23 protein-coding genes and 1 pseudogene are annotated in these 20,696 nt (G+C 76.4%); 13 read left to right on the top strand and 11 right to left on the bottom strand.

Annotated elements, in window-relative coordinates:
• Nucleotides 1-11: 11 nt before the first annotated feature.
• Nucleotides 12-992, bottom strand: coding sequence for a hypothetical protein (locus ACIRS1_RS06030; RefSeq protein WP_402837192.1), 981 nt, complete (start codon nucleotides 990-992; stop codon nucleotides 12-14).
• Between the two features lie 117 nt (nucleotides 993-1,109).
• Nucleotides 1,110-1,313, bottom strand: a complete 204-nt coding sequence (locus tag ACIRS1_RS06035) for a hypothetical protein (protein WP_402837194.1) — start codon at nucleotides 1,311-1,313, stop codon at nucleotides 1,110-1,112.
• 259 nt (nucleotides 1,314-1,572) lie between these two features.
• Here ACIRS1_RS06035 and ACIRS1_RS06040 point away from each other — a divergent pair, with 259 nt between their 5' ends.
• From ACIRS1_RS06040 to ACIRS1_RS06065, 6 genes are all read left to right on the top strand, one after another.
• The gene (locus ACIRS1_RS06040) at nucleotides 1,573-2,250 is read left to right on the top strand and encodes a hypothetical protein (protein ID WP_402837196.1); all 678 of its coding nucleotides are present in this window, start codon (nucleotides 1,573-1,575) and stop codon (nucleotides 2,248-2,250) included.
• 178 nt (nucleotides 2,251-2,428) lie between these two features.
• Nucleotides 2,429-3,421 carry a DUF4129 domain-containing protein gene (locus tag ACIRS1_RS06045; RefSeq protein ID WP_402837198.1) on the top strand — a complete coding sequence of 331 codons (993 nt, stop codon included), beginning with the start codon at nucleotides 2,429-2,431 and terminating at the stop codon, nucleotides 3,419-3,421.
• Nucleotides 3,418-4,017, top strand: a complete 600-nt coding sequence (locus ACIRS1_RS06050; RefSeq protein WP_402837199.1) for a hypothetical protein — start codon at nucleotides 3,418-3,420, stop codon at nucleotides 4,015-4,017. Before ACIRS1_RS06045 ends, ACIRS1_RS06050 begins: the two co-directional genes overlap by 4 nt.
• Nucleotides 4,018-4,095: 78 nt before the next feature.
• A complete protein-coding gene (locus tag ACIRS1_RS06055; protein ID WP_402837200.1) occupies nucleotides 4,096-5,181 on the top strand; it encodes an AAA family ATPase in 1,086 nt (361 codons plus the stop codon).
• Complete coding sequence (locus ACIRS1_RS06060) at nucleotides 5,178-6,572, top strand: DUF58 domain-containing protein (protein WP_402837201.1); 1,395 nt, start codon at nucleotides 5,178-5,180, stop codon at nucleotides 6,570-6,572. Before ACIRS1_RS06055 ends, ACIRS1_RS06060 begins: the two co-directional genes overlap by 4 nt.
• Complete coding sequence (locus ACIRS1_RS06065) at nucleotides 6,569-7,297, top strand: hypothetical protein (RefSeq protein WP_402837202.1); 729 nt, start codon at nucleotides 6,569-6,571, stop codon at nucleotides 7,295-7,297. Before ACIRS1_RS06060 ends, ACIRS1_RS06065 begins: the two co-directional genes overlap by 4 nt.
• 139 nt (nucleotides 7,298-7,436) lie before the next feature.
• Here ACIRS1_RS06065 and ACIRS1_RS06070 read toward each other — a convergent pair whose 3' ends face one another.
• Nucleotides 7,437-7,844, bottom strand: coding sequence for a winged helix-turn-helix transcriptional regulator (locus tag ACIRS1_RS06070; protein WP_402837203.1), 408 nt, complete (start codon nucleotides 7,842-7,844; stop codon nucleotides 7,437-7,439).
• A 93-nt stretch (nucleotides 7,845-7,937) separates the two neighbouring features.
• On the opposite strand from ACIRS1_RS06070, the gene ACIRS1_RS06075 reads away from it, so the two are divergent.
• Nucleotides 7,938-8,687, top strand: coding sequence for an SDR family oxidoreductase (locus ACIRS1_RS06075; RefSeq protein WP_402837204.1), 750 nt, complete (start codon nucleotides 7,938-7,940; stop codon nucleotides 8,685-8,687).
• Nucleotides 8,688-9,140: 453 nt separating this feature from the next.
• Nucleotides 9,141-9,482, top strand: a complete 342-nt coding sequence (locus ACIRS1_RS06080; protein ID WP_402837205.1) for a hypothetical protein — start codon at nucleotides 9,141-9,143, stop codon at nucleotides 9,480-9,482.
• A 154-nt stretch (nucleotides 9,483-9,636) separates the two neighbouring features.
• Here ACIRS1_RS06080 and ACIRS1_RS06085 read toward each other — a convergent pair whose 3' ends face one another.
• From ACIRS1_RS06085 to ACIRS1_RS06115, 7 genes are all read right to left on the bottom strand, one after another.
• Nucleotides 9,637-9,891 (bottom strand): hypothetical protein, encoded by a 255-nt coding sequence (locus tag ACIRS1_RS06085; RefSeq protein ID WP_402837207.1) that lies wholly within the window; start codon nucleotides 9,889-9,891, stop codon nucleotides 9,637-9,639.
• A gap of 446 nt (nucleotides 9,892-10,337) precedes the next feature.
• Nucleotides 10,338-11,369, bottom strand: a complete 1,032-nt coding sequence (locus ACIRS1_RS06090; RefSeq protein ID WP_402837209.1) for a hypothetical protein — start codon at nucleotides 11,367-11,369, stop codon at nucleotides 10,338-10,340.
• Nucleotides 11,366-12,247, bottom strand: coding sequence for a hypothetical protein (locus ACIRS1_RS06095; protein ID WP_402837211.1), 882 nt, complete (start codon nucleotides 12,245-12,247; stop codon nucleotides 11,366-11,368). Before ACIRS1_RS06095 ends, ACIRS1_RS06090 begins: the two co-directional genes overlap by 4 nt.
• Entirely contained in the window at nucleotides 12,244-13,179 is a 936-nt protein-coding gene (locus tag ACIRS1_RS06100; RefSeq protein WP_402837213.1) for a hypothetical protein, read from the bottom strand. The genes ACIRS1_RS06095 and ACIRS1_RS06100 overlap by 4 nt, the downstream gene beginning before the upstream one ends.
• Nucleotides 13,180-13,243: 64 nt before the next feature.
• A complete protein-coding gene (locus tag ACIRS1_RS06105; RefSeq protein WP_402837215.1) occupies nucleotides 13,244-14,182 on the bottom strand; it encodes a hypothetical protein in 939 nt (312 codons plus the stop codon).
• Between the two features lie 246 nt (nucleotides 14,183-14,428).
• Nucleotides 14,429-14,908, bottom strand: a complete 480-nt coding sequence (locus ACIRS1_RS06110; RefSeq protein WP_402837217.1) for an SRPBCC family protein — start codon at nucleotides 14,906-14,908, stop codon at nucleotides 14,429-14,431.
• A gap of 158 nt (nucleotides 14,909-15,066) precedes the next feature.
• Nucleotides 15,067-15,981, bottom strand: coding sequence for an NAD-dependent protein deacetylase (locus tag ACIRS1_RS06115; RefSeq protein WP_402837219.1), 915 nt, complete (start codon nucleotides 15,979-15,981; stop codon nucleotides 15,067-15,069).
• Nucleotides 15,982-16,127: 146 nt separating this feature from the next.
• Between ACIRS1_RS06115 and ACIRS1_RS06120 the strand changes: the two genes are divergently transcribed.
• From ACIRS1_RS06120 to ACIRS1_RS06140, 5 genes and pseudogenes are all read left to right on the top strand, one after another.
• On the top strand, nucleotides 16,128-17,111 hold the full coding sequence (locus ACIRS1_RS06120; protein WP_402837221.1) for an aldo/keto reductase: 984 nt from the start codon (nucleotides 16,128-16,130) through the stop codon (nucleotides 17,109-17,111).
• Between the two features lie 197 nt (nucleotides 17,112-17,308).
• Entirely contained in the window at nucleotides 17,309-17,971 is a 663-nt protein-coding gene (locus ACIRS1_RS06125) for a hypothetical protein (RefSeq protein ID WP_402837223.1), read from the top strand.
• A 54-nt stretch (nucleotides 17,972-18,025) separates the two neighbouring features.
• Nucleotides 18,026-18,376, top strand: coding sequence for a transcriptional regulator (locus ACIRS1_RS06130; RefSeq protein ID WP_402837225.1), 351 nt, complete (start codon nucleotides 18,026-18,028; stop codon nucleotides 18,374-18,376).
• Nucleotides 18,373-19,037: pseudogene (locus ACIRS1_RS06135) on the top strand (nucleotidyl transferase AbiEii/AbiGii toxin family protein). Before ACIRS1_RS06130 ends, ACIRS1_RS06135 begins: the two are co-directional and overlap by 4 nt.
• A gap of 97 nt (nucleotides 19,038-19,134) precedes the next feature.
• On the top strand, nucleotides 19,135-19,935 hold the full coding sequence (locus tag ACIRS1_RS06140; RefSeq protein ID WP_402837227.1) for a helix-turn-helix domain-containing protein: 801 nt from the start codon (nucleotides 19,135-19,137) through the stop codon (nucleotides 19,933-19,935).
• Here ACIRS1_RS06140 and ACIRS1_RS06145 read toward each other — a convergent pair.
• Nucleotides 19,914-20,567 (bottom strand): class I SAM-dependent methyltransferase, encoded by a 654-nt coding sequence (locus ACIRS1_RS06145; protein ID WP_402837229.1) that lies wholly within the window; start codon nucleotides 20,565-20,567, stop codon nucleotides 19,914-19,916. The two genes, ACIRS1_RS06140 and ACIRS1_RS06145, sit on opposite strands and share 22 nt — an antisense overlap.
• Nucleotides 20,568-20,696 lie beyond the last annotated feature (129 nt).

Genomic DNA, 20,696 nt, shown 5'->3' on the forward strand with positions numbered 1-20,696 from the left:
GCCGCCGGGCCCTACCGGTACAGGTCGGCGAGGAGCAGGTTGGGGTCGGTGCGGGTGAAGTAGGCCGCGCTGGGGACGTAGACCGTCCCGCCGCGCACCGCCACCGAGGTCGGGTTGGACAGGCCGTCGGCGCCGGTCAGGACGGTGTGGTGGCTGCCGTCCGCCGTCACCTCGACGGCCTCGTTCGGCGCGTTCAGGGCGGCGATCAGGTCGTCGCCGTGCCCGGTGAAGGCGAAGTCGTCGATGCCGTCGAGGCCGGCGGCGTGGACGCGGGCGGGCGCGGCCGAGCCGTCCCGGCGGACGGGGATGCGCAGCAGCTCGCCGGTGTCGGTGTTGCCGACCCAGACGGCGTGGTGGTGCACCTTCAGGCCGTTGGCGCCGAACGCGGTGACGGGCTTGAGCAGCGCGTCGTCGGACCAGGTCGTCGCGGGGCCGCCGGCCGCCGGTACCGCGTAGACCACGCCGAGCGCGGAGTCGGCGGTGTAGAGGCGGCCCTCGTGCTCGTCGAGGGCCAGGCCGTTGGGGAAGCCGGTGACGGGCAGGGCGGCGATCCGCTCGGGCGTCCCGCCCGGGCACAGCCGCCAGATGCCGTGCAGGTCGTCGGTGCCGGTGGCGTAGCCGAAGTAGAGGGTGCCGTCGTGGGCGCGGGCGATGCCGGTGACGATCGCGGCGCCCAGGAGCGGGGTGTTCGGGTGGGCGGGGGCGGGCAGGGTGGCGAGGACGGTGAGGGCCCCGGCCGGGTCGACCCGGGCGATCTGGCGGGCGAAGGACAGGGTGAGGTCGGCGGAGCCGTCGGGTTCGAGGGCGATGTTCTCCGGCTGCTGACCCTGGGCCAGGTCGAAGTGGGCGATGATCCGCGGGTCGGACAGCGGTGGGGCGACGGCGACGGCCGGGGTGGCGGCCACCAGGGCCAGGGCGGCGCAGGCCGCGGCGGCGGCAGCGGCGCGTCCTGCGGCGCGCGGGCGCCGGGCGGTTCGGGTCTGACGGGGCATGGTCTCTCCTCTGCGGGTCGGCGATGGCCGGGTGCCCGTCGAGGAGAGCACGCCTGACGCTGCGTCACCGCGCCCCGGCGGCGCACCCGCCGCAGCGTCCCCCGGTCGGCGGGGTGGTCAGGGCGCCGGCAGGACGGTGACGGCGCAGATCACGTCGGGGCCGCTGCAGGGGTCGCCCGGAGCATGGACGGACGGGGTTCGGACGGGCGGGATGCGGACGGCCGGGGTGGCCGGCGGGGCCGGCTGCGGGGTGCTCTCGGCGCCGTCGTCGAGGAGCAGCACCCCGGCGCCGCCCCCGGCCACCAGGACCGCCCAGGTCACGGCCGCACCCCGCTGCCACCGCTGCACGCGCCCCCGTTCACCGCCCCTGCCATGACCGCCGCCACCGTGGCGGGCCCCCGTCCCCGGGCACGCGCCCGGCGGCCGGGGCGGCGGGATCGGCAGGCCCCCGCCGGGCCCCCGGTCGGGCGGCCCGGATGCGGGGGGTGAAAAATCGCACCGCCACCCGCTCTAGTTCGTCCGCGTCCCTCTGTGGTGGGATGTGCCGTCACGGGTTGATGACCGCTGGTGGGGGTGTGTGGTGAGGAGTGGAAGGCTGCTCGGCCTGGACGGGGACGCGGTGCGGCTCGCCGCCGTGGGCCTGGTTCGTCTGGGTACGCAGGAGTGGCAGGACGGGGCCTCGGGGGCGCCGGGCTGGCTGGGGCGGGTGCGGGCGGCCTCGTTCGCGGACGCGTGGCTGGCCTTCGGCGGCTCGGCCGCGCCCGGGCTCCGGGTGCCCGCGGGAGAGGTGCTGCGCTCGGTGGCCTACCGGGCGGGCGAGCTGGTCCTGCGGGCCCGCCACGGGGACGGCGCGCAGGCGCTGGAGTGGCTGGGCAGACGCTCCGCCGAGGCCCGGGAGCAGGCCCGCCGGGAGGAGGTGGCGCACCCGGCCGAGCCGGCGGCGCTGGCCCTGGTCTGGCACGGCGTGCAGGCCGCCTGGGCCGAGGACGGGCCCGCCGCGGTGGCGGACCGGGAGGCCCACGGGCGGCGCATCGACGAGCGGGCCGAGGCGTACGTGCGCGAGCACCACCACCGCCAGGACGCCCTGGCGCTCATGCTGTCCTGCGCCCGGATCGCGGCGGCCGCGCTGGTCGACCTGTGCGACGGGGACCCGGGGCGGGCCGAACAGTGGCTGGAGGCGGAGGCCGCCCGGTCCATGCCGTGCGGCACCCCGGTGCCGCTGTGGGTGCCGGGCCGGCCCGGGCAGACCACCGGCTGAGACCCCGCGCCCCGGCCCGTACCCGGATCCTTACGCAGGCCCCGCACCGGGGCCGGGGCCGGACCGGTGGGGCGGCGGTGACGGGAGTGACGGCAGGTGACACCGTGACGGTCGGTGTGCGACGCTGCAGGACCGGCGCGCCGGGAAGCGCGCCACGAGGGGGAACCGGGGGGTTCACATGGGCCGCACACGCGGGCCCGGGGGCCGGCACGTGGCCGCGCTGCTGGTCGTCGCCGGACTGCTGACGGCCGCGGCGGCGCTGCGCCCCGAGGGCGGACTGCTGGGCACGGCGGCCACCGGGCCGGTGGGCGCCGTCGGCTTCGTGGTGCTGATCGGGATCGGCTGGGCCGCCCTGGTCGGACGGTTCGCCGTGCGCTTCCGCGAGGAGGTGCGCCACCTGGCCGGGCCGACGCCGCGGGCCGAACGGCTGCGGGAGGCCGCCATGGTCCTGCTGCCGCTGGCCGCCGCCGCGGTGCCGGTGCTGCTGCTGGTCCTGCACGGCCGCACCGCGCCCGCGGCACTCGACGCGCCCCAGCTGCCGCCGCCGCTGCCGCTCCCGGACCTCTCCCCGACCCCGACCCCGCCCCCGCCCCCGGTGAAGCCGGCGGACGACCCGGGGTTCGGCGTGCTGTTCGTGGTGCTGGTCGGCTCCCTGGCCCTGGCCGCGGTCGCCGCCTTCGTGTTCGTCCTCGTGCGGGCGCTGCGGCACCTGCGCATCCACCGCCGCCCGGCGACCCCGCCGCTGCCCACCGCGCCGGCCGGCCCCGAGGCCGCCCTCGCCGAGGCCGTCGCCTCCGGCCGCAGGGCGCTGGAGGGGGACGACGCCCGGGCGGCGGTGATCGCCTGCTACGCGGCGATGGAGGGCTCGCTGGCCGCCTCCGGACTGCCCCGGCAGGCCTGGGAGAGCCCGACGGAGCTGCTGGAGCGCGCCCTGTCCGACGACCGGGTCGACCCCGGCGCGGCCCGGGCGCTCACCGCACTGTTCCGGGAGGCCCGGTACTCGACCCACCCGATGGACGACGCCCGGGTGCGCCGGGCCCGCACCGCCCTGGACGCCATCGCCGCCCGGCTCGCGGCCACCGACCCGGCCGGGGCGGACGCCGCCCCCACCGCCGGGGCGGGCGCGACGGCGGCGGCGGACGCAGCGGGCGCACCGGGAGGGAACCGATGAGCGGCGAACCCACGATCGGACGCACCGGACACACCGGACGCACCGGAGAGGCCGGGCAGGCCGGAGCGGCCGGGCAGAACGGGCAGCCGGACGGCGGGGCCGAGGGCGGGATCGCCGTACCGGGCTCGGTGCGCCACAGCCTGCTCGAACTGGCCGTCCCCGCCGTCCTCGCCGAGGTCCTGTGCGCCCTGGTCGGCGGCTGGCCCGGCGCCGGGGCCGGGGCCGTGCTGCTGGCCGCCGCCGCCCTGCTCACCGCCCGCCACGTGGCCGGCGCGGGCACGACGGGTTCCCCCCTGCGCCGCCGGCCGCGGCAGCTGGAGGCCTACGAGCCCGGCCTCGGCGACTGGCGCTGGACCGTCGGCCAGGGCCTCGACCCGCAGGGCGACACCGCTCCGCTGCGCACCCGTCTCCAGCGGCTGTACGCCGTCCGGCTCGCGGAGGGCCACGGCGTGCACCTGCCGGCCGACCGCGAGCGGGCCGCCGAACTCCTCGGGCCCCGGCTGTGGCCGTGGATCGACCCCGCGGCGCCGGCCCCGGCCGGGCCCCTGCCGGCAGCGGTCCTGCGCGCCCTCGTCGACCGGCTCGAGTCGCTGTGACCTGAACCCGCCGGGGCCGGCGCCCCACGGACCCGGCCCCGGGCCCACCACCCACCGCATCGTTTCCGCAGGAGAGCCATGCCCGCCCCGTCCAGCCCTGCCGACACCACCGCAGCCACCGCCCCCGCCGGTCCCGGTCACCGGGAAACCGACCCCGGAGCCGCCCCCGAAGCCGCCCCGGGGGCCGCCCCCGTGCTCACCCCGCAGAAGGCCGGGGAGCTCGCCCGCGCCGTCGTCGCGGAGATCGAACGGGCCGTCGTCGGCAAGCCCGAGGCGCTGCGCCTGGTCATGCTCGGCGCCCTGGCCGGCGGGCACGTCCTGATCGAGGACCTGCCCGGACTCGGCAAGACCCTGCTGGCCCGCTCCTTCGCGACCGCCCTCGGCCTCGACTTCCGCCGGATCCAGTTCACCCCCGACCTGCTGCCCTCGGACGTCACCGGCGCCCCGTTCTACGAGCGCGGCACCGGCGAGATGGTGTTCCGGCCCGGCCCGCTGTTCACCCGGCTGCTGCTCGCCGACGAGATCAACCGGACCCCGCCCAAGACCCAGGCCGCCCTGCTGGAGGCGATGGCCGAGGGCCAGGTCTCCGTCGACGGCGTCACCCGCCGCCTGCCGGACCCGTTCCTGGTCATCGCCACCGCCAACCCGATCGAGTACGAGGGCACCTACGCCCTGCCCGAGGCCCAGCTCGACCGCTTCCTGCTGCGCGTGCGGATGGGCTACCTCTCCCCCGCCACCGAGGCGGCGATGCTGCGCGCCAGGATCGACCGGGCGGCCCCCGAACCGGTGCTGGAGACCGTCGTCGGACCGGCCGAACTCCTCGCCATGCGGGCCGCGGTGGAGCGGGTCGAGGTCGACGACGACCTGGTCGAGTACGTGATCGCCCTCGTCGACGCCACCCGCAAGGACCAGCAGATCCAGGTCGGCGCCTCGCCCCGCGGCGGCCTCGCGCTGATCCAACTGGCCCGCGCCCGCGCCATGCTGGAGGGCCGCGACTACCTCACCCCGGAGGACGTCAAGGCGCTCGCCGTCCCCGCCCTGGCCCACCGCATCACGCTCAAGCCGGAACTGTGGGTGCGCCAGATCGAGGCGGACGACGTGGTGGCGCGCCTGGTCGGCTCCGTCCCGGCACCGCAGACCCTGCCCCGCGCGGTCACCCCGTGAACCCGGACCGCCCCGGGAGCCCCGCCTCCGCAACGCCCGCCACAGCCGCCCCCGCCCCGGACCGCGCCACCCTGCGCGCCCAGGCGCTGGCCGCCGCCCGCAGCGCCCGGGCCCACGCCGCCGGCCTGCCCGACAGCCCGCCCCCGCCGCACTGGCGCGCCGGCGAGCAGACCCTGCGCCTGCTCACCGTCGCCACCGCCGCGGCCCTCGCCGCCCTGGCCACCGGCCACGCCTGGCTGCTCGCCCTGGCCGCCGCACCCGCCGTCCTGCTCGCCCTCGCCGCCCCCGGGCGCAGCCGCCCCACCCGGCTGTCCGCCGAGAGCACCACCCGGCCGGCGCGCTGCTTCGAGGGCGAGCCCGTCACCGTGCGGGTCGCCGTCCACCACGACGGGCGGATCGGCGCGCTGGAACCCGTCGTGGCCCTGGGCCCCGGCCTGTCCCTGGACGCCCTGACCGTCACCACCACCGGCGTCGACCTGGTCCTGCGCGCCGACAGCTGGGGCCGGCGCCACCTGGGCGTCCTCGACCTCGACGTGCCCGACGCCGGCGGCCTGACCCGCCGCACCCTGCGCACCGACCTCGGCACCGTCGACGTCTTCCCCGTCCCCGGCGCCGCCCACCTGACCCCGATCCCGGTGCGCCTGCCCGAGCGGATCGGCGAGCACACCACCGCGCACGAGGGCGCCGGCGTCGAGGTCGTCGGCGTGCGCCCCCACGTGCCCGGCGAGCGGCAGCGGCGCATCCACTGGCCGTCCACCACCCGCCGCGACGCCGTCCAGATCAACCAGTTCGCCGCCGAACGCGCCGCCGACGCCGTCGTCCTGCTGGACACCCTCGCCGACTTCCACGACGCCACCACCGGGCTGCGCAGCCTCGACGAGACCCTGCGCGCCGCCACCGGCCTGACCCGCGCCTACCTGCGCCGCCACGACCGCATCGGCCTGGTCGCCGTCGGCGGACAGCTGCGCCGGCTCACCGCCGCCGGCGGGGACCGGCAGTTCTACCGGATGGTCGAGAGCGTGCTGGAGGTCCGTCAGGACCGCCCCCGGCACGGCACCCTCCCGCCCCTGCCGCTCGCGGCCCTGCCCGCCCACGCCCTCGTCTACGCCTTCACCCCGCTCGCCGACCAGCGCATCCTCGACGTCCTCGGCCAGGTCCGCGAACGCGGCAACCCGCTCGTCGTGGTGGAGATCCCGGTCGGCGAACCGGCGACGCACCCCGACGACGAGACCGACGCCCTCGCGCTGCGCCTGTGGCACGCCGAACGCGAGGCGATGCGCGCCACCCTGCGCGGCCGCGGCATCCCGGTGGTGCGCCACACCCCGGGCCGGACGCTGGACCTCGCCCTCGCGCCGCTGCTGCGCCGCCGGATCACGGGAGCGGCCCGGTGAACGAGCCCACCAGCAGGCCCAGCAGCAGGCCCACCGGCCGGCCCGTCGGCAGGCCGGTGCACGGCCCGGCGGGCGGGCGGGCCCCGAAGCCGCCGGTGCGGCGCACGGTGGCCGCACCGGCCCCCCGCCCCCGCACCGGCCCGTCCACCGGGTGGAGCGGGTGGACCGACCGGGCCGCCTGGGCCCCGCGGCTCGAGTCCGCCGCGCTGCGCGGCACCGGCACCGCCCTCGCCCTCGCCGCCGCCAGCACCGGGGAGGGCACGCTGACCGCCCGGTTCGGGCCGATCGGCGTCGCGGCCGTCGCCGTCGGCGCGCTCTGGGCGGCCGTGCCCGCCCCGGAGGGAGCGGCCGCCCACCCGGTGACCTGGCCCGCGCGCCTGACGGCCGCCCGCACCACCCTCCTGCCCACCGCGGCCGTCCTGTTCGCCGCCCTCGGCGAGCCGCCGCTGTGGCGGGCGCTCGCGGTGACCGTCCTGCTCACCGGCTACCTGCTGCTGCTCGACGCGCTCGGCCCCCGGCGCCGCACCGTCCGCCCCTTCGCCGCGGCGGCCGCCGTCGGCGCCGCCCTGCTGGTCCTGCCGGTGGCCTTCGCCCCCACCGCGGCGGGCGAGTGGTCCCGGCCCCTCGCCCTGCTGGGCCTGGCCGCGGCGGCCTGCGGCGTGGCCGCGGCCCTGCGCCCCGACCGCACACCGGACCAGGCCCCGGACACCCCGACGGGACCATGACGCACCGGCGGCCCGGCGGCCGGACGGCGGTGGCGCACCGTCACCCGGGTGACGGACGGTCACCGGGGCGGCTTCCCCGCCGGCCCGCGACCGCACTGGCCGGCCCGGGAGGCGTTCCGGCGGTTCCGGGAGCGGCCCGTCACGCGGTCGGCGACGCCTGCTGCCGGTCGTAGTGCTCCTGGGCGGCGAGGAGCTCGTCCCCGTGCCGGCCGAACCACTGGATGAGTTCGGTCAGCGGCCCGGCCAGGCCGACGCCGAGTTCCGTCAGGGCGTAGGTGACCTGGGGAGGGACGGTGGGCGCGACCTCGCGGTCGACGAGCCCGGCCCGGACCAGGGCCTTGAGGTTCTGCGACAGCATCTTCTGGCTGATGCCGCCGACGCGTTGGTGCAGCTGCGCGAAGCGGTGCGGGCCGGTGACGAGGGCCGAGATGATCAGTGTCGCCCAGCGGCTCGTCGTCTGGTCCATGATCGGCCTGAGCGCGCACTTGTTGTCGAAGGTGTCGTGGGCCAGGAGTCGGGCGGCCGTCGCGACGTGCTGAGTTTCCATCACCTCATGAGCTTACAAAAAAGTAGGTACTTCCCTGCAGTAACCAGCTTTCCTACGGTGACTTCCGCAGGCACCAACGTTCGAGGAGTCACTGTGAGCAGCAACAACGCCCGTACGGCGATCGTCACGGGAGCGTCGAAGGGTCTCGGCGCGGGGATCGCCAAGACGCTGGCCCGGACCGGCGCCGCCGTCGTGGTGAACTACCGGGAGGACGCGACGGGCGCCGAGCGGGTCGTCGCGGACATCACCGCCGGGGGCGGCCGGGCGATCGCGGTCCGGGCGGACGTGGCCCGCGGCGGCGACGTGCGCGACCTGTTCGACCGTGCGCGCGAGGAGTACGGGCCGGTCGACGTGCTCGTGAACAACGCGGCCGTGGCCGCCTTCGCCCCGCTGTCGGCCATCACCGAGGAGGAGTTCCAGCGCGAGCTGACCACGAACCTGCTGGGCACCATCCTCACCACGCAGGCCCTGGCCGCGCAGGACGACGTCGACGCCGCGTCGATCATCAACGTCTCGACGGCCGGCACCCTCACCCACCCGCCGTACGCCTCGCTCTACGTCGCGTCCAAGAGCGCCGTCAACGCGTTCACCGTCGTGGCGGCCAAGGAGCTGGGCCCGCGCGGCATCCGGGTCAACGCGATCATGCCCGGGCCGTCGGACACCGAGGGCACCCGGGCCATGGGATTCCCCGGCTCCGCCCAGGAGGCGCAGGCGATCGCCGACACCCCGCTGGGCCGCACGGGCACCCCGGACGACTACGGCCCGCTGGTGGCCTTCCTGGCGTCCGAGGACGCGCGCTGGATCACCGGGGACGTCATCCTCGCCTCCGGCGGCCTGCGCTGACGCCCCGCCCGTCCGGTCACCGGCACCGGCCCTACAGGCGGGCGGGTGTGGGATTCAGGCTCGGTCACAGGTAGTCACAAGTTGTCGGGCGTTGCGGGCGGCACGGCCCCGGAGGTCCGGATCGGACGTGGGCCGGGTGGATGCCGGTAGCCCGGCCGGGCAGGGCGGGAGGAGCTGGTACTCCGATGGAGTGACCGTCCTTGGAGTGTGCGGTTGCGGCTGGAGACGGTTTCCGTGACGCAAGAAGGCACGCGGGTGGCCGTGGCCGCGTCACCTCCGGCGGCGCGTGGCGCCCTTCGGCGGTGACGGAGCTCTCGACGGGTGCAGCGGAACGTTGCAACGGCCGCCCGAAACCACCCGAATGGATTACTGTCGGACATCTGGTTCCGTGATGGACCGGCGACTTACCGTGACCGTGGGCCGATCCCCCGGTCCTTCCTGAAAGGTTCAGCCATGCGTCGTTCTGCCAAGCGCCTTCGCATCGCCACGGTCGCCGCCGTCAGCGCCGGAGCCCTCCTGTTCACCGTCCCCACCTCCGCCAGCGCCGCCACCGGCGAGTTCCTGTACAAGGTCGGCCCGGGCCTTCCCTACGGCCTGACCGACCCGCCGAGCGAGGAGTGTCTCAACCTGCCCGGCGCCACGGACGAGGAGCCGGGCCATTCGCCCAGGAACCTCACCCTCTCGACCGCCACCGTGTTCCTGGACTTCAACTGCGAGGGCGACGTCTACTACGTCATGAACCCCGGCAAGATCCTCGGTGTGCGCCTGAAGGTCCGTTCCGTCGTCTTCTCCTGACACCGGATCCAGCGAGCCCCGGGGCCACACGCTCGCCCGGACCACGACGGTTCGGCCAGAACGCCCGGCCGGGGCTTCCCCGGCCGGGCGTTCCGCTTGCGCGGCCGGCGGGGCTCGGCGGCGACGGGACCGACCCGGCCGGCCGCGACCGGGTTCAACGGTCACCCACGGCTTGGCGGGGCGAGGCTGCCAGGCGGATGGTGAAGGGCTGCAGCCGAAGCCTGAACGGTGGTGGGGCGAAGGGCGGAGGCCGGGGTTCGCGCCAGGTGCCGGGGACGGGGCGGGTGAGGCGGCGGGTCATCAGGGCGATGGAGGTCCAGGTGAGGTGGGCCTCGGCGTGGGAGGTGGTTCGTTCGTAGTCGCGGCGGTTTCTGCGGGCCCGCATCAGCCACGAAATGGACCCCTCCACGACCCACCTCCTGGGTTGCAGGACGAAGCCCTTGACCCTGGGCAGGTTGACGGTCTTGAGGGTGAGGTCATGGAGGCCACCGGCAACTACTGGAAGCCCTTCTTCTTCGGAGTCTCCGCACGGGTGATGCCGGAGGCCCTGATCGGCGGCGAGCGCAGCCCTCGCGCACTGGCCGACCTGGCCCGCGGGAGCCTGGTCAAGAAGCGCGATGCCCTCGCCGAGGCGCTCACCGGCCAGCTGAGAGGCGGAGGCGGGCCATCGCGGAGTAGGGCTCGGACACGGCGGAACCGCACCGCCTTTCGTCGGGTCACGGCCGTCGGCCCCGGCATCGTGGCACCCCGCACCGACGACGGGCCGGCCACCCCGCCGAGCCGGCCACCGCGGGGTGGTCGGCTCGGCGGGGTGGCCGGCCCGGATGTCCGGCCCGGAGATGGCCGGACGGCGGCTCAGGCGAGCAGGTCGGACTGCAGGGTGACGACCTGGCGGAAGGCCGCCGCGGGCACGCCGTCCGGGTTGGTCATGGTGATGACGGCCAGGACGTCGGAGGCGGAGAGGTAGGCGAGGCGGGCGGTCGGGGTGCCCTTGGCGCCGTTCACCGAGGTCTCCTTCGTCGACAGGTCGATGCCCGGGACGGCGTCCCAGCCCTCGCGGGCGGCGACCCGCACGCCGGGCAGGGCCTTGGGCAGGCTGTCCGAACGCAGCGAGGAGAAGACGTCCCAGGACTCGGCGGAGGAGCCGAAGCGCAGCAGCCGGATCTGGGTGCGGGTGCCGTCCGAGGCCGTCCACTCGCGGACGGTGGCCGCGCGGCAGGCGTCCTGCACCAGCAGGGCGCCCAGCGCGGCGGGGTTCTGCTGCTCGGCGAGGACGGCGTCGCAGGGCACCCAGTCGGCGGGCGCCGGGCCCGTCGCGGAGGGGGCGGGGGACGCCGTCGCGCTCGCCGACGCGCTCGCCGGGGCTGAGGCGGAGGCACCGGCGGAGGCGCTCGCGGACGGGCCGGCGGAGGGCGGCGCGCTCGGGGCGGGGAAGGTCGGGGCGGTCAGCGGGCCGCCGGCCTCCTTGGGGGTGGGCAGCAGCAGGTGGCGCAGGTCCGCCTGGTGCAGGCCCTTGCCCTTCGGGTCCGGGGCGCTCTTGCCGGCGGGCAGGGGCGGCAGCGCCAGCGGCGGGAAGGTGTAGCGGCCGTCGCTGGCGGTGGCCAGGCCGGGGATGTCGGTGCGCTCCGGGGCGGTGACGGCCAGGGCGGCGCCGGTGCCGGCGAGGGCGAACACCAGGGTGGCGGTGCTCCAGCGCAGCGCGGCCCGGCGACGGCGGGTGCGCCGGGCGAGGCGGGCCTCGCGCTCCTCGGGCGTCTCGGGGGCCGCGGGGGCCTGCGGGGCGGTGCCGATGACCTCGGAGGTGCCGAGGGGTGCGAGGGCCGGGGGCGGGGGCAGCTCGGACGGCGGCTGGGGCGACGGCTGCGGCGGGGTGGCGTGGTCGGTCATGCGGACGCTCCCGGGCTGGCGAGACGGTCGAGCTGCATCGTGAAGAGGGCGACGATCTTGTCCTTGGGCAGCGGTGCCACGCCCTCGGCGTTCATCACCACCAGGAGGTCGCCCTCGGCGGCCGAGCACTCCAGGTAGTCGATCGGCGCGGACGGCGGGGCCGGCATCAGGTAGCAGTGCGCCTCGGGGTGTCCCGGGACCTCCGGGCCGATCCGGAACAGGCCGGTGTCGCCGGTGAAGACCGCGGTGTACTCGTTGAGCTTCTGCACCTCCTGCTGGTTGAACTGGCGCAGCTTCAGGCCGATGACCAGGTCGTCGCCGCTGGTGCGGTAGGTGCGCACGCCGGTGGCCTTGACGTGCAGGCCGTCCCAGTAGGAGCGGAGCTTGTCGCGCTTGTCCTTGGGGATCTGCTGGAGTTCGGCGTCCAGCTCGTCGGAGAGCTGCTCGGCGCCGAGCTCGGTGTCGTTGCCGTAGCCGCCCTGGTCGGGTCCCAGCTCGTAGCCGGCCGGGACGGGCAGCAGCAGGTCGCGCAGCGAACCGAAGTGGTTGCCGTTGGACTTGGCGCCGAACGGGGTCGCGGTGGGGCTGGGGGCGGCGGGCGCGGCGGACGGCCCGGCGGCGACGGCCGGGGCCGGGTCGTCGTACTGGGTCTTGATGATGCCGATGCCGATGGCCACGCCGGCCAGGGCCGCCGCGGCGGTCGCGGCGCCCGCGCGCAGCAGGCGGCGGGAGGCGGGGCGGGCGGCGGCCGGGTGCTGCTCGGCGGCACCGGCCTGCTCAACGGCGGCCGGGTGCTGCTCGGCCGCGGGCTCGACGGCGGGCGCGGCGGCCGGGGCCTGCACGGGGTGCTCGGCCCCGGTCACGGTGTTCTCGGTCATGCCAGTCGCTCCCACTGCTGCTTGGCGAGGTCCTTCACGACGTCGGGGTTCACCGGCTTGGTGCCGAAGACCTCGACCGACATCAGCACCGTGCCGCGCTGGGCGACGGCGACGCCGTAGTAGTACTGGTCGGTGGTCTCGGCCCAGCGGCTGGGCTGGTCCTCCACCTTGTAACCGCCGTTGGCGCCGTCGGCGAACGACAGGAGGTGGGAGAGGGAGGCGCGGAGCTTCGCCTCGCTCGCGTTCTCCGGCGCGTACTGGATCAGCGAGACCCGGTACTTGACGTCGTCCTTCTTCCAGTCGACCTCGGCCGCGCGCCGGAAGCCGCGCGAGTTGAGGTCCTTGAACTCGCGCACGGAGTTGCCGGCGCGCTCGGCGAGTTCGCCGACCGACACCCAGGACGGCTTGTCCGGGTAGTCGCCCCAGGGGCCGCTGCCCTGCGGGGCGCTCATCAGCAGCTTCAGCAGGTCACCGTCGATGGCCAGCGGCCGGGGCTGCTCGGCGGCGAAGGCGGTCGGGTCGACCACGGCGGCCGGGTAGGACGGGCGGGCGACCTGCAGCGGCGGCAGCGGCGTGGGCGGGCGCTGCGCCTGCACGGCGTAGCCGACGCCGCCGCCGGCCAGGGTGCCCAGCACCAGGCCGCACACCGTCAGCAGGACGGGGCGGGGGCGGCGCGGGGCGCGGGGCGCCTGCTCGGGGGCGGGCGCCGCGAAGTCGGGGGCGAGCGGCGGCCCGGCCCAGGGCGATGCGGGCGGCGCGGGGGGCCCGGCCGGCGGTGCGGCGGGTGCGGCCGTCGGGGCGGCGGCGGGCGTCTCGGCGGACGGGGCGGCCCAGGGCGACGCTGCGGGCGTGGGCGGCGCGGCCGGCGGTGCGGCGGGCGCGGCCGGTGCGGGCGCGGCGCCGGGCGACGGCTCCGCGGGTTCGGTGGTCACGAGGTGGCTCCAGAGGAGGGAAAGAAGGGGGTGGCGTCAGGGGTGGACGGGCGGCGGCGCGGGCTCAGCCGCCGGCGAGCCACTCGCGCTGGCGCTTCATCAGAGTGTTCAGCAGCCCCTTGTCGGGCGTTCCCTTGACCTCGACGTCGATCGTGTACTGGACGTCGCCCTGGCTGGAGATGCCGGTCATCGAGCCGGTGAACGCCTGCTGCCTGGGCTTCTTGACGTAGCCGTGGGCGTTCGGGTCGCCGTCGATGTCGATCGGGTCCTGCGACTTGACGGTGTATCCCTTGACGAACTCGGTGGCCATCGCGGTGGAGCTGAAGCGCAGCAGGGTGACCGTCACCTCGGCCTTGCCGTCGGCCGTGCGGTACATCCGGGAGGCGCCCTCCTTGTACCCGTACGAGCCGAGGATGTCCATGATGCCGTCCTGCTTGCCGAACAGGTCCGCGACGTCGTCGTTGGTCATGGTCATCCCGTCCGCGGGCCCGTAGGACTCGCCGCCGTCGGGGATGGGGAGCAGGAAGTAGCGCAGGTCGCCCTCGTGCTTGCCGCCGCTGACGGTGCCCTTGACGGTGCTGGCCGGCTTGGGCGTGGTCGGGACGGCGGTCGGCACCGGGACCGGCACCGCGGAGGGCGTCGGGCTCGCGCTCGCGGTCGGCGAGGCGCTCGCCGTGGCGGCGGCCGTGGCGGGCGGCGCGGCAGCGGCCGGGCGGGCGTCCGGCTTGCCGACGGCGACGGTCACCGCGGCGCTGGTCGCCGTAACGGCGAGCAGGCCGGCGGTGGCGAGCGCGACGCCGACGGCGCGCGGCAGGCGGCGGGCGGGCGCGGGCGCGGGCGCGACCGCGGGCAGCGGCTCGGCTGCGGCCGGCGGCTCGGCCCCGGCGGCCGGCGGCTCGACGGGAACGACCGGTGCGGCCGACGGGGCCGGCTGAGCCGGTGCGGCCGACGGGGCCGGAACCGACGGCTCGGCGGCGGCGCTTTCGTTTTCGGGCGCGGACAAGGAACTCCCCCGGGGAAAAGTGGAATGGCGCGTGCGGGCCCTCGCGAGAGCCACTCCCCCTGCCGAGGCTCTCCGGACCGCCCGTCACGCGGCTCAGCAGGAATTATGAGAGTTCGTTGACAACACTGCCAACAAAATGAATCGCCGCACTCCCCCCCAATGACCGATGAATCGGACACGCCGTGATCCAACCGCAATGGGCGCCCGCCGGGGCGGCTCCCCCCGGCGGTTCCCAGCAGCGGTTCCTCAGCGGGGCGGGCGGGTCCGGCCGGTCTCCAGGTCCGCGGCCGCGGCGTCGAGGATGCCCCGGAAGACGTGGCCGATGACGGGCCCGGCGACCCGCCGGGCGAGCACCGGGCCGAGGACGGGGACGGGCAGCGCGAAGCCCGTCGTCCAGATCACCAGGGTGCCGCCGGGGACCTCCTGGAAGGTCATCCGGCCGGAGTCGTGCCGGGCCGGCGGGAAGCTGCGGTCGACGGTGTAGTCGAAGGCGTGCGGTGCGCGGTAGGCGGTGATCCGCTCCTCGAACCAGCCGATCAGCCAGGTGTGCCGCCGCACCGCGCCCACCCCGTAGGGCGCGCCCGCGCCGGGCCGGGCCAGCCGGGCCCGCAGCACGTACGGGGAGCGGGTGTAGTGGGTGGTGGTGGCGCACCAGTCGAACACCTCGGTGATCGGTGCCTCGATGACCCGTCGCACGGTCACGGTCTCCACGGTCACGGTCTCCACGGTGGCTTTCCCTTCCTCCGGTCCGTCGGCGCGGCAGGCGGCCGCGCCCCTCGTCACCGTGAGGACCGGACGGGGGGCGGGAACGTGACATCGGGGGCGGGCGGGCGGGTCGGCCGGTGACCGGTGCCGGGTCGGCGGGGCTGCGGGGCGGGTGCCCGTCAGGGTGCGGTGGCGTCCAGGAGGCCGGCGGCCGCAGTCAGGGTGGGGCCCAGCGGCCGGTCGAGGCGCACGGCGGCGAGCTCGTCGGCGCGGGTGGCGCCCTGGTTGACGATGGCGACGGGGATCCGCTCCCGGGCGGCGTGGCGCACGAAGCGCAGCCCCGACAGGACGCTGAGCGAGGAGCCGAGGACGATCAACGAGCTTGCGGCGCCGACCAGTTCGTAGCACTGCTCGACCCGGGGCGCCGGGACGCTCTCGCCGAAGAAGACCACGTCGGGTTTGAGGACTCCCCCGCACACCCGGCACGGCGCCACCTGGAAGGCGTCCACCGCCTCCTGCGGCAGGTGGGCGTCGCCGTCCGGGCGCAGCACGGCCCCGGCGGTGCGGAAGCCCGCGTTCAGCTCCTCCAGGCGCTGGTCGAGCTCCGCCCTGGCGGTGGTGTGCCGGCAGTCGAGGCAGACGACCCGGTCGAGCCGGCCGTGCAGTTCGACGGCCGCGCCGGTGCCGGCGGCGCGGTGCAGGCCGTCGACGTTCTGGGTGATGACCGCCGTGACGCGGCCGGTGCGGCGCAGGTGCTCCACGGCGTGGTGGCCGGCGTTGGGCCGGGCCCGGGCGATGGCCGGCCAGCCGGTGTGGCTGCGGGCCCAGTAGCGGCGGCGGGCGGCCTCGCCTGCGGTGAACTCCTGGTACGTCATCGGGGTGGCGGTGCGGCGGCGGCCGGTGGCGCCCCGGTAGTCGGGGATGCCCGACTCGGTGGACAGGCCGGCCCCGCTCAGGACCACCGCGCCGCGGTCGGCCAGCAGCCGCACCAGGGCCTCCAGGCCGGGCCCGTCGGCGCGGTCTTCCTGCTCTGCCCGGCCGGCGTGGCCGGTCCGGTCGGCGTGGTCGGTGTCGGGGGTGCCGGGCGTGCCCATGCTGTCGAGCGTAGTGCGCCGCCACGGCGTTCGGGGGCCTGCTCGGGGGCCTGTCGGGGGCCTGCTCGGAGCCCCGGCCGGGCCCCCGGCCGGGGTGCCGGTCCGCGCGGGGGCGGCGGGTCGCGGGGCGTGAGAGGCTCGGGCGCATGGAGCAGCGCGTACTGGGCCGGACGGGCCGGAGTGTGTCGGTGGTGGGTCTGGGCACCTGGCAGCTGGGGGCCGACTGGGGCGAGGTGCGGGAGGAGGACGCCCTCGCCGTGCTGGACGCCTCGGTGGCGGCCGGGGTCACCCTCTTCGACACCGCCGACGTCTACGGCGACGGGCGCAGCGAGCGCCTGATCGGCCGCTACCTGCGGGAGCGGCCGGACGCGGGGGTGTTCGTCGCCACCAAGTTCGGGCGCCGGGTGGAGCAGCGGCCGGAGCACTACCGGCTGGCGAACTTCCGGGACTGGGCGGACCGTTCGCGGGTCAATCTGGGGGTCGAGCGGCTGGACCTGGTGCAGCTGCACTGCCCGCCGACGCCGGTCTACTCCTCGGACGAGGTGTTCGACGCCCTGGACACGCTGGTCGCCGAGGAGCGGATCGCCGCGTACGGGGTCAGCGTGGAGACCTGTGCGGAGGCGCTGACCGCGATCGCCCGTCCGGGGGTGGCGAGCGTGCAGATCATCCTGAACGCGTTCCGGCTCAAGCCGCTGGAGGAGGTGCTGCCGGCGGCCGCGGCGGCGGGGGTGGGGATCCTGGCGCGGGTGCCGCTGGCGTCGGGGCTGCTGTCGGGCCGCTACACCGAGCGGACGGTGTTCGCCCCGGACGACCACCGCACCTACAACCGTCACGGCAAGTCCTTCGACCAGGGCGAGACCTTCTCCGGGGTGGACTTCGCGACGGGTGTGGCCGCGGCGGCCGACTTCGCGGCGCTGGCGCCCGAGGGGGCGAGCCCGGCGCAGACGGCGCTGCGCTGGGTCGTCCAGCAGCCGGGCGTCACCTCGGTGATCCCCGGGGCCCGCAACGTGGCGCAGGCGGGGGCGAACGCGGCGGCGGCCGAGCTGGCGCCGCTGCCGCAGGACGTGCTGGAGGCCGTGCGGGGGCTGTACGACCGGCGGATCCGGGCGCAGGTGCACGACCGCTGGTGATCGGGCCGCCCCGCGCCCGCCGGGCCGCCCGGCGGGCGCGGGGTGGACGCGGGGCGGGTGGGCCGTCGGGTGGTCCGTGGGTGTGACGATGTCGCGGATCGGTCACCGGTCGGGAGCGGAAACCGGTCGCGGGGTGGGTCGGCGCCGGTGGGCGGGAAGAGGACGGGAGAGGGGTCCGCAGGGGGGAGGGGTCGGGGGTGGGGCGGGAGGCTTCCGGCCGCTGGAGCGCGTTCCAGCGGCTGTGCGCGGCGGGGGTGGTGGCGGCCGTGACGGTGCTGGGGGTGGCGGCCGCGCCGGTGGTGTGGGCGGAGTCGCAGGACGCGCCGGGCGACCGGCGGGGGTGGCTGGTGGTCTGCGGCGTGGCCCTGCTGGCGGGCGTCGCCGCCTCGGTGCCGCTGGGCCGCCGGGTCACGGCGGCCGACTACGCGGCCTCCGTCGTGGGGGTGGTGCTGCTGCTGGCGGTGGCCCTGGGCACCGTGTTCGCGGCCGCCCAGGCCACCCACGCGATCGGGCTGCGGCTGCACGAGCCGCGCGTGGTGGCGGCCACCGTGACCGACTGCCGCACCACCGGCCGGGAGCTGGACGACCAGGGGCAGGGCCACGACGTGTACGGCTGCACGTACCACTGGAGCGTCGACGACCGGGAGTCCAGCGAACGGCGGCCGACCCACGAGCTCCTCCCGGACGGCCACCGCACCCGGGTCTGGGTCGACGGCGACCGGATGATCACCGAGAAGCCGGGCCTGCTGGCGATCCCGTTCTGGGTCGTCCTGACCCTGGCCGGCCTCCTCGGCACCCTCGCCTTCGCCGCCAACCTGGCCGCCCGCGTCCGCGACCTGGGCCTGCTGTCGCCGCCGTAGGCGGCTGATACGTCCCGGAGCCGGGTGACCGACGGGCCGGGGATAATCGCGGGTATGACGTCGCCTGCTTCCGCCGACAGCCGTTCCGGGCAGCTGGCCGCCCGGCTCCCGGAATCCCTCGAGGAACTGGAGGGCCCGGCGACCGGCAGGGTCGACCTTCCGTTGCACCTCGCGTGGTCGGGCCTTCGCACCTTCGACCTGGCACAGCCGCGGCAGCGGATGGGGCTGTACCGGATCGTGCTGAACGAGGGCATGCACGAGGACCTCGTCCACTTCCTGGACGCCGGTCTGCTGGTGCAGCAGTGGCCCGTGCTGAGGACCCTGATCGGCCCGACCGTCCGCGCGGTGTGGGAGGGCGCCTTCGCCGACCTTGCAGTGGCGGCGGCCCGGGCCACCGCCGCATGAGGCTGCCCCCGCTCCACCGCCGCCTGCTGGCCGACGTCCTCGCCGTCGGCACCCCGTACCGGCTCGTGCTGACCGGCGGCTACGCCGTCCAGGCCCACGGGATGGCCGACCGGATCAGCCAGGACCTCGACGTCGCCACCGAGCACCCTGCCGGGATGCAGGAGATCGCCGCAGCGCTCACCGACGGCTTGGTCGACCGCGGGTGCACGAGGTCGAGGTCGTCCCCCTGTCCGGCCGTCTGGTCGTCACCGACCCGGCCACCGGCGAGAGCTGCGAGGTCGATGTCCTCAAGGAACACCTCTGGAAGCCCGCCGTCCAGCTGGAGTTCGGCCCCGTCCTGCACGTCGACGACGTCGTCGGCACCAAGATGCGCGCCCTCGCCGACCGCGGCTACGCACGTGACCTGATCGACGTCCAGGCCGCCGCCCGCTGGTTCAGTCACCGCGACCTGGAGGACCTCGGCCGCCGCCACGCCCGCGACGCCTTCGACCTCGCCGAGCTTCGCGACCGTTTGGCCGGCGCGGACTGGATCGACGACGCCGAATTCGCCGCCTACGACCTTGACGACGACGCGATCGCCGACCTGCGGCTCTGGGCGCAGCAGTGGGTGGACGATCTGGACCAGCGCCTGGCCGCCGAGGGCGACGTCGAGGACCGGTGAACCGGTCGTACGCGAGGAGACCTGACGGGGGCCTCTCCGCCAACCTGGCCGCCCGCGTCCGCGACCTGGGCCTGCTGTCGCCGCCGTAGGGGTGGGGGTGGGGTCTGACAGCATCCTGGGGGTGGAGATCGGGGTGGGGCCGGAGTTGGTGGTGGGGGACGGGTACGCGGTGTACCGGGGGCCGTTGGCGGACAGTGTGTTCCACCGGCACGCCGCGTTCCAGGTGGCCGTGGCGGTGGGCGGGGGCCCGGTGAGCGTGACGGACGGGGCCGGGGTGCGGCACCGGGGGGACGCGGTGGTGGTGGCGCCGATGGTGCGGCACCGGATGGCGCCGTCCCGGTCGGTGCTGGCGTTCTTCGTGGATCCGCACTGCGCGTTCGCGGACCGGCTGCGGGCGGGGTCCGGGGCGGGTGTGACGGTGGCGCCGCGGTGGCGGGGGCTGACGGAGGCCGATCTGCGGGCGGCCGGGGCGCTGCCGTCGGCCGAGGTGGATCCGCGGCTGTGGGCGGCGATGCAGGCGCTGGCGGACGACCGGGTGCCGCTGTCGGGGCTGGCCGCCCTGGTCGGGTTGTCGCCGCAGCGTCTGCGGGCCCTGGCGCAGCGGCAGTTGGGGCTGCCGCTGGCGCGGTGGCGGATCTGGCGGCGGCTGGCGCGGGCGGTCGGGGTGCTGGGTGGGGGCGGGACGCTGGCGGAGGCCGCGCTGGCGGGCGGTTTCGCGGATCAGGCGCATTTCGGGCGCCGGATGCGGGAGATGACGGGGTTGACGCCGTCGGAGGTGCTGCCGGCGCTGCGCGGGCCGGGTGCGGGCGCCGGAACGGGGGCGCGGGGCGCGGCCGTTCCGGCGCCGCGTCGGGTGCGGCGGGTGCGCCCGGCAGGTCAGGCGCGGCGGGCGACGTAGACGGAGAGCGAGCCGGTGACGGTCGGGACGGTCTCGGCCTCGCGCACGCCCCGGAAGCCCGCGTCGGCGATCAGGCGGGGCAGGATGCCGTCGGCGTTGGGCTGGGTGTCCTCCTTGCCGTCGGCGAGTTGGACGATGCGGAAGGCCAGGCGCATGGCCGTGGTGCGCTGGCGGCCGTAGTCGGCGAGGACCAGCTTGCCGCCGGGGCGCAGCACGGTGTGCATGGCGGCGAGGACGGCCCGTTTCATCGGGACGGGGCACTGGTGGAGGACGAGGCTGGAGACGGCGGTGTCGGCCGTTGCGGGGCCGACGATGTCGGCGAGGTCGTCGCCCATGCCGGTGTGCCAGGTCGGTGCGGCGCCTACGGCGGCGGCCTTGCGGCGGGCGAGGTCGAGGGCTGCGGGGTCGGGGTCGACGCCGATGACGCGGGCCTGCGGTTCGACGCGGGCGAGGAGGGCGGCCAGGGAGCCGGTGCCGCAGCCGACGTCGACGATGACGTCGTCGGGGCGCGGGGCGATGTGCATGGCGAGGAGGCTGCGCCAGAGCCGTTCGCGGGTGAGGGAGACGATCGGGTCGTAGAGGCGCAGGGGGGCGAGGCGGCCGGCGGCGGGGGTGTAGGCGGGCTGGGTCATGCGGGCAGTGTCGGGTGGGTGCGGGGGTGGCGTCTTGTACGAATCGCTCGTGCTGCGGGGCGGGTTGGGGGATTCCGGGGTTGCGCCGGCCGCCGTCCGCCGTCCGCCGTCCGCCGTCCGCCACCCCCA

This window comes from Kitasatospora sp. NPDC101176 (assembly GCF_044768035.1).
GTDB lineage: Bacteria > Actinomycetota > Actinomycetes > Streptomycetales > Streptomycetaceae > Kitasatospora.

What these genes read in the sequence shown, in the direction of transcription:
- ACIRS1_RS06030 (WP_402837192.1), bottom strand. Translation starts at nt 992, where the DNA reads ATGCCCCGTCAGACCCGAACCGCCCGGCGCCCGCGCGCCGCAGGACGC.
- ACIRS1_RS06045 (WP_402837198.1), top strand. Translation starts at nt 2,429, where the DNA reads ATGGGCCGCACACGCGGGCCCGGGGGCCGGCACGTGGCCGCGCTGCTG.
- ACIRS1_RS06050 (WP_402837199.1), top strand. Translation starts at nt 3,418, where the DNA reads ATGAGCGGCGAACCCACGATCGGACGCACCGGACACACCGGACGCACC.
- ACIRS1_RS06055 (WP_402837200.1), top strand. Translation starts at nt 4,096, where the DNA reads ATGCCCGCCCCGTCCAGCCCTGCCGACACCACCGCAGCCACCGCCCCC.
- ACIRS1_RS06070 (WP_402837203.1), bottom strand. Translation starts at nt 7,844, where the DNA reads ATGGAAACTCAGCACGTCGCGACGGCCGCCCGACTCCTGGCCCACGAC.
- ACIRS1_RS06080 (WP_402837205.1), top strand. Translation starts at nt 9,141, where the DNA reads ATGCGTCGTTCTGCCAAGCGCCTTCGCATCGCCACGGTCGCCGCCGTC.
- ACIRS1_RS06090 (WP_402837209.1), bottom strand. Translation starts at nt 11,369, where the DNA reads ATGACCGACCACGCCACCCCGCCGCAGCCGTCGCCCCAGCCGCCGTCC.
- ACIRS1_RS06095 (WP_402837211.1), bottom strand. Translation starts at nt 12,247, where the DNA reads ATGACCGAGAACACCGTGACCGGGGCCGAGCACCCCGTGCAGGCCCCG.
- ACIRS1_RS06115 (WP_402837219.1), bottom strand. Translation starts at nt 15,981, where the DNA reads ATGGGCACGCCCGGCACCCCCGACACCGACCACGCCGACCGGACCGGC.
- ACIRS1_RS06120 (WP_402837221.1), top strand. Translation starts at nt 16,128, where the DNA reads ATGGAGCAGCGCGTACTGGGCCGGACGGGCCGGAGTGTGTCGGTGGTG.
- ACIRS1_RS06130 (WP_402837225.1), top strand. Translation starts at nt 18,026, where the DNA reads ATGACGTCGCCTGCTTCCGCCGACAGCCGTTCCGGGCAGCTGGCCGCC.
- ACIRS1_RS06145 (WP_402837229.1), bottom strand. Translation starts at nt 20,567, where the DNA reads ATGACCCAGCCCGCCTACACCCCCGCCGCCGGCCGCCTCGCCCCCCTG.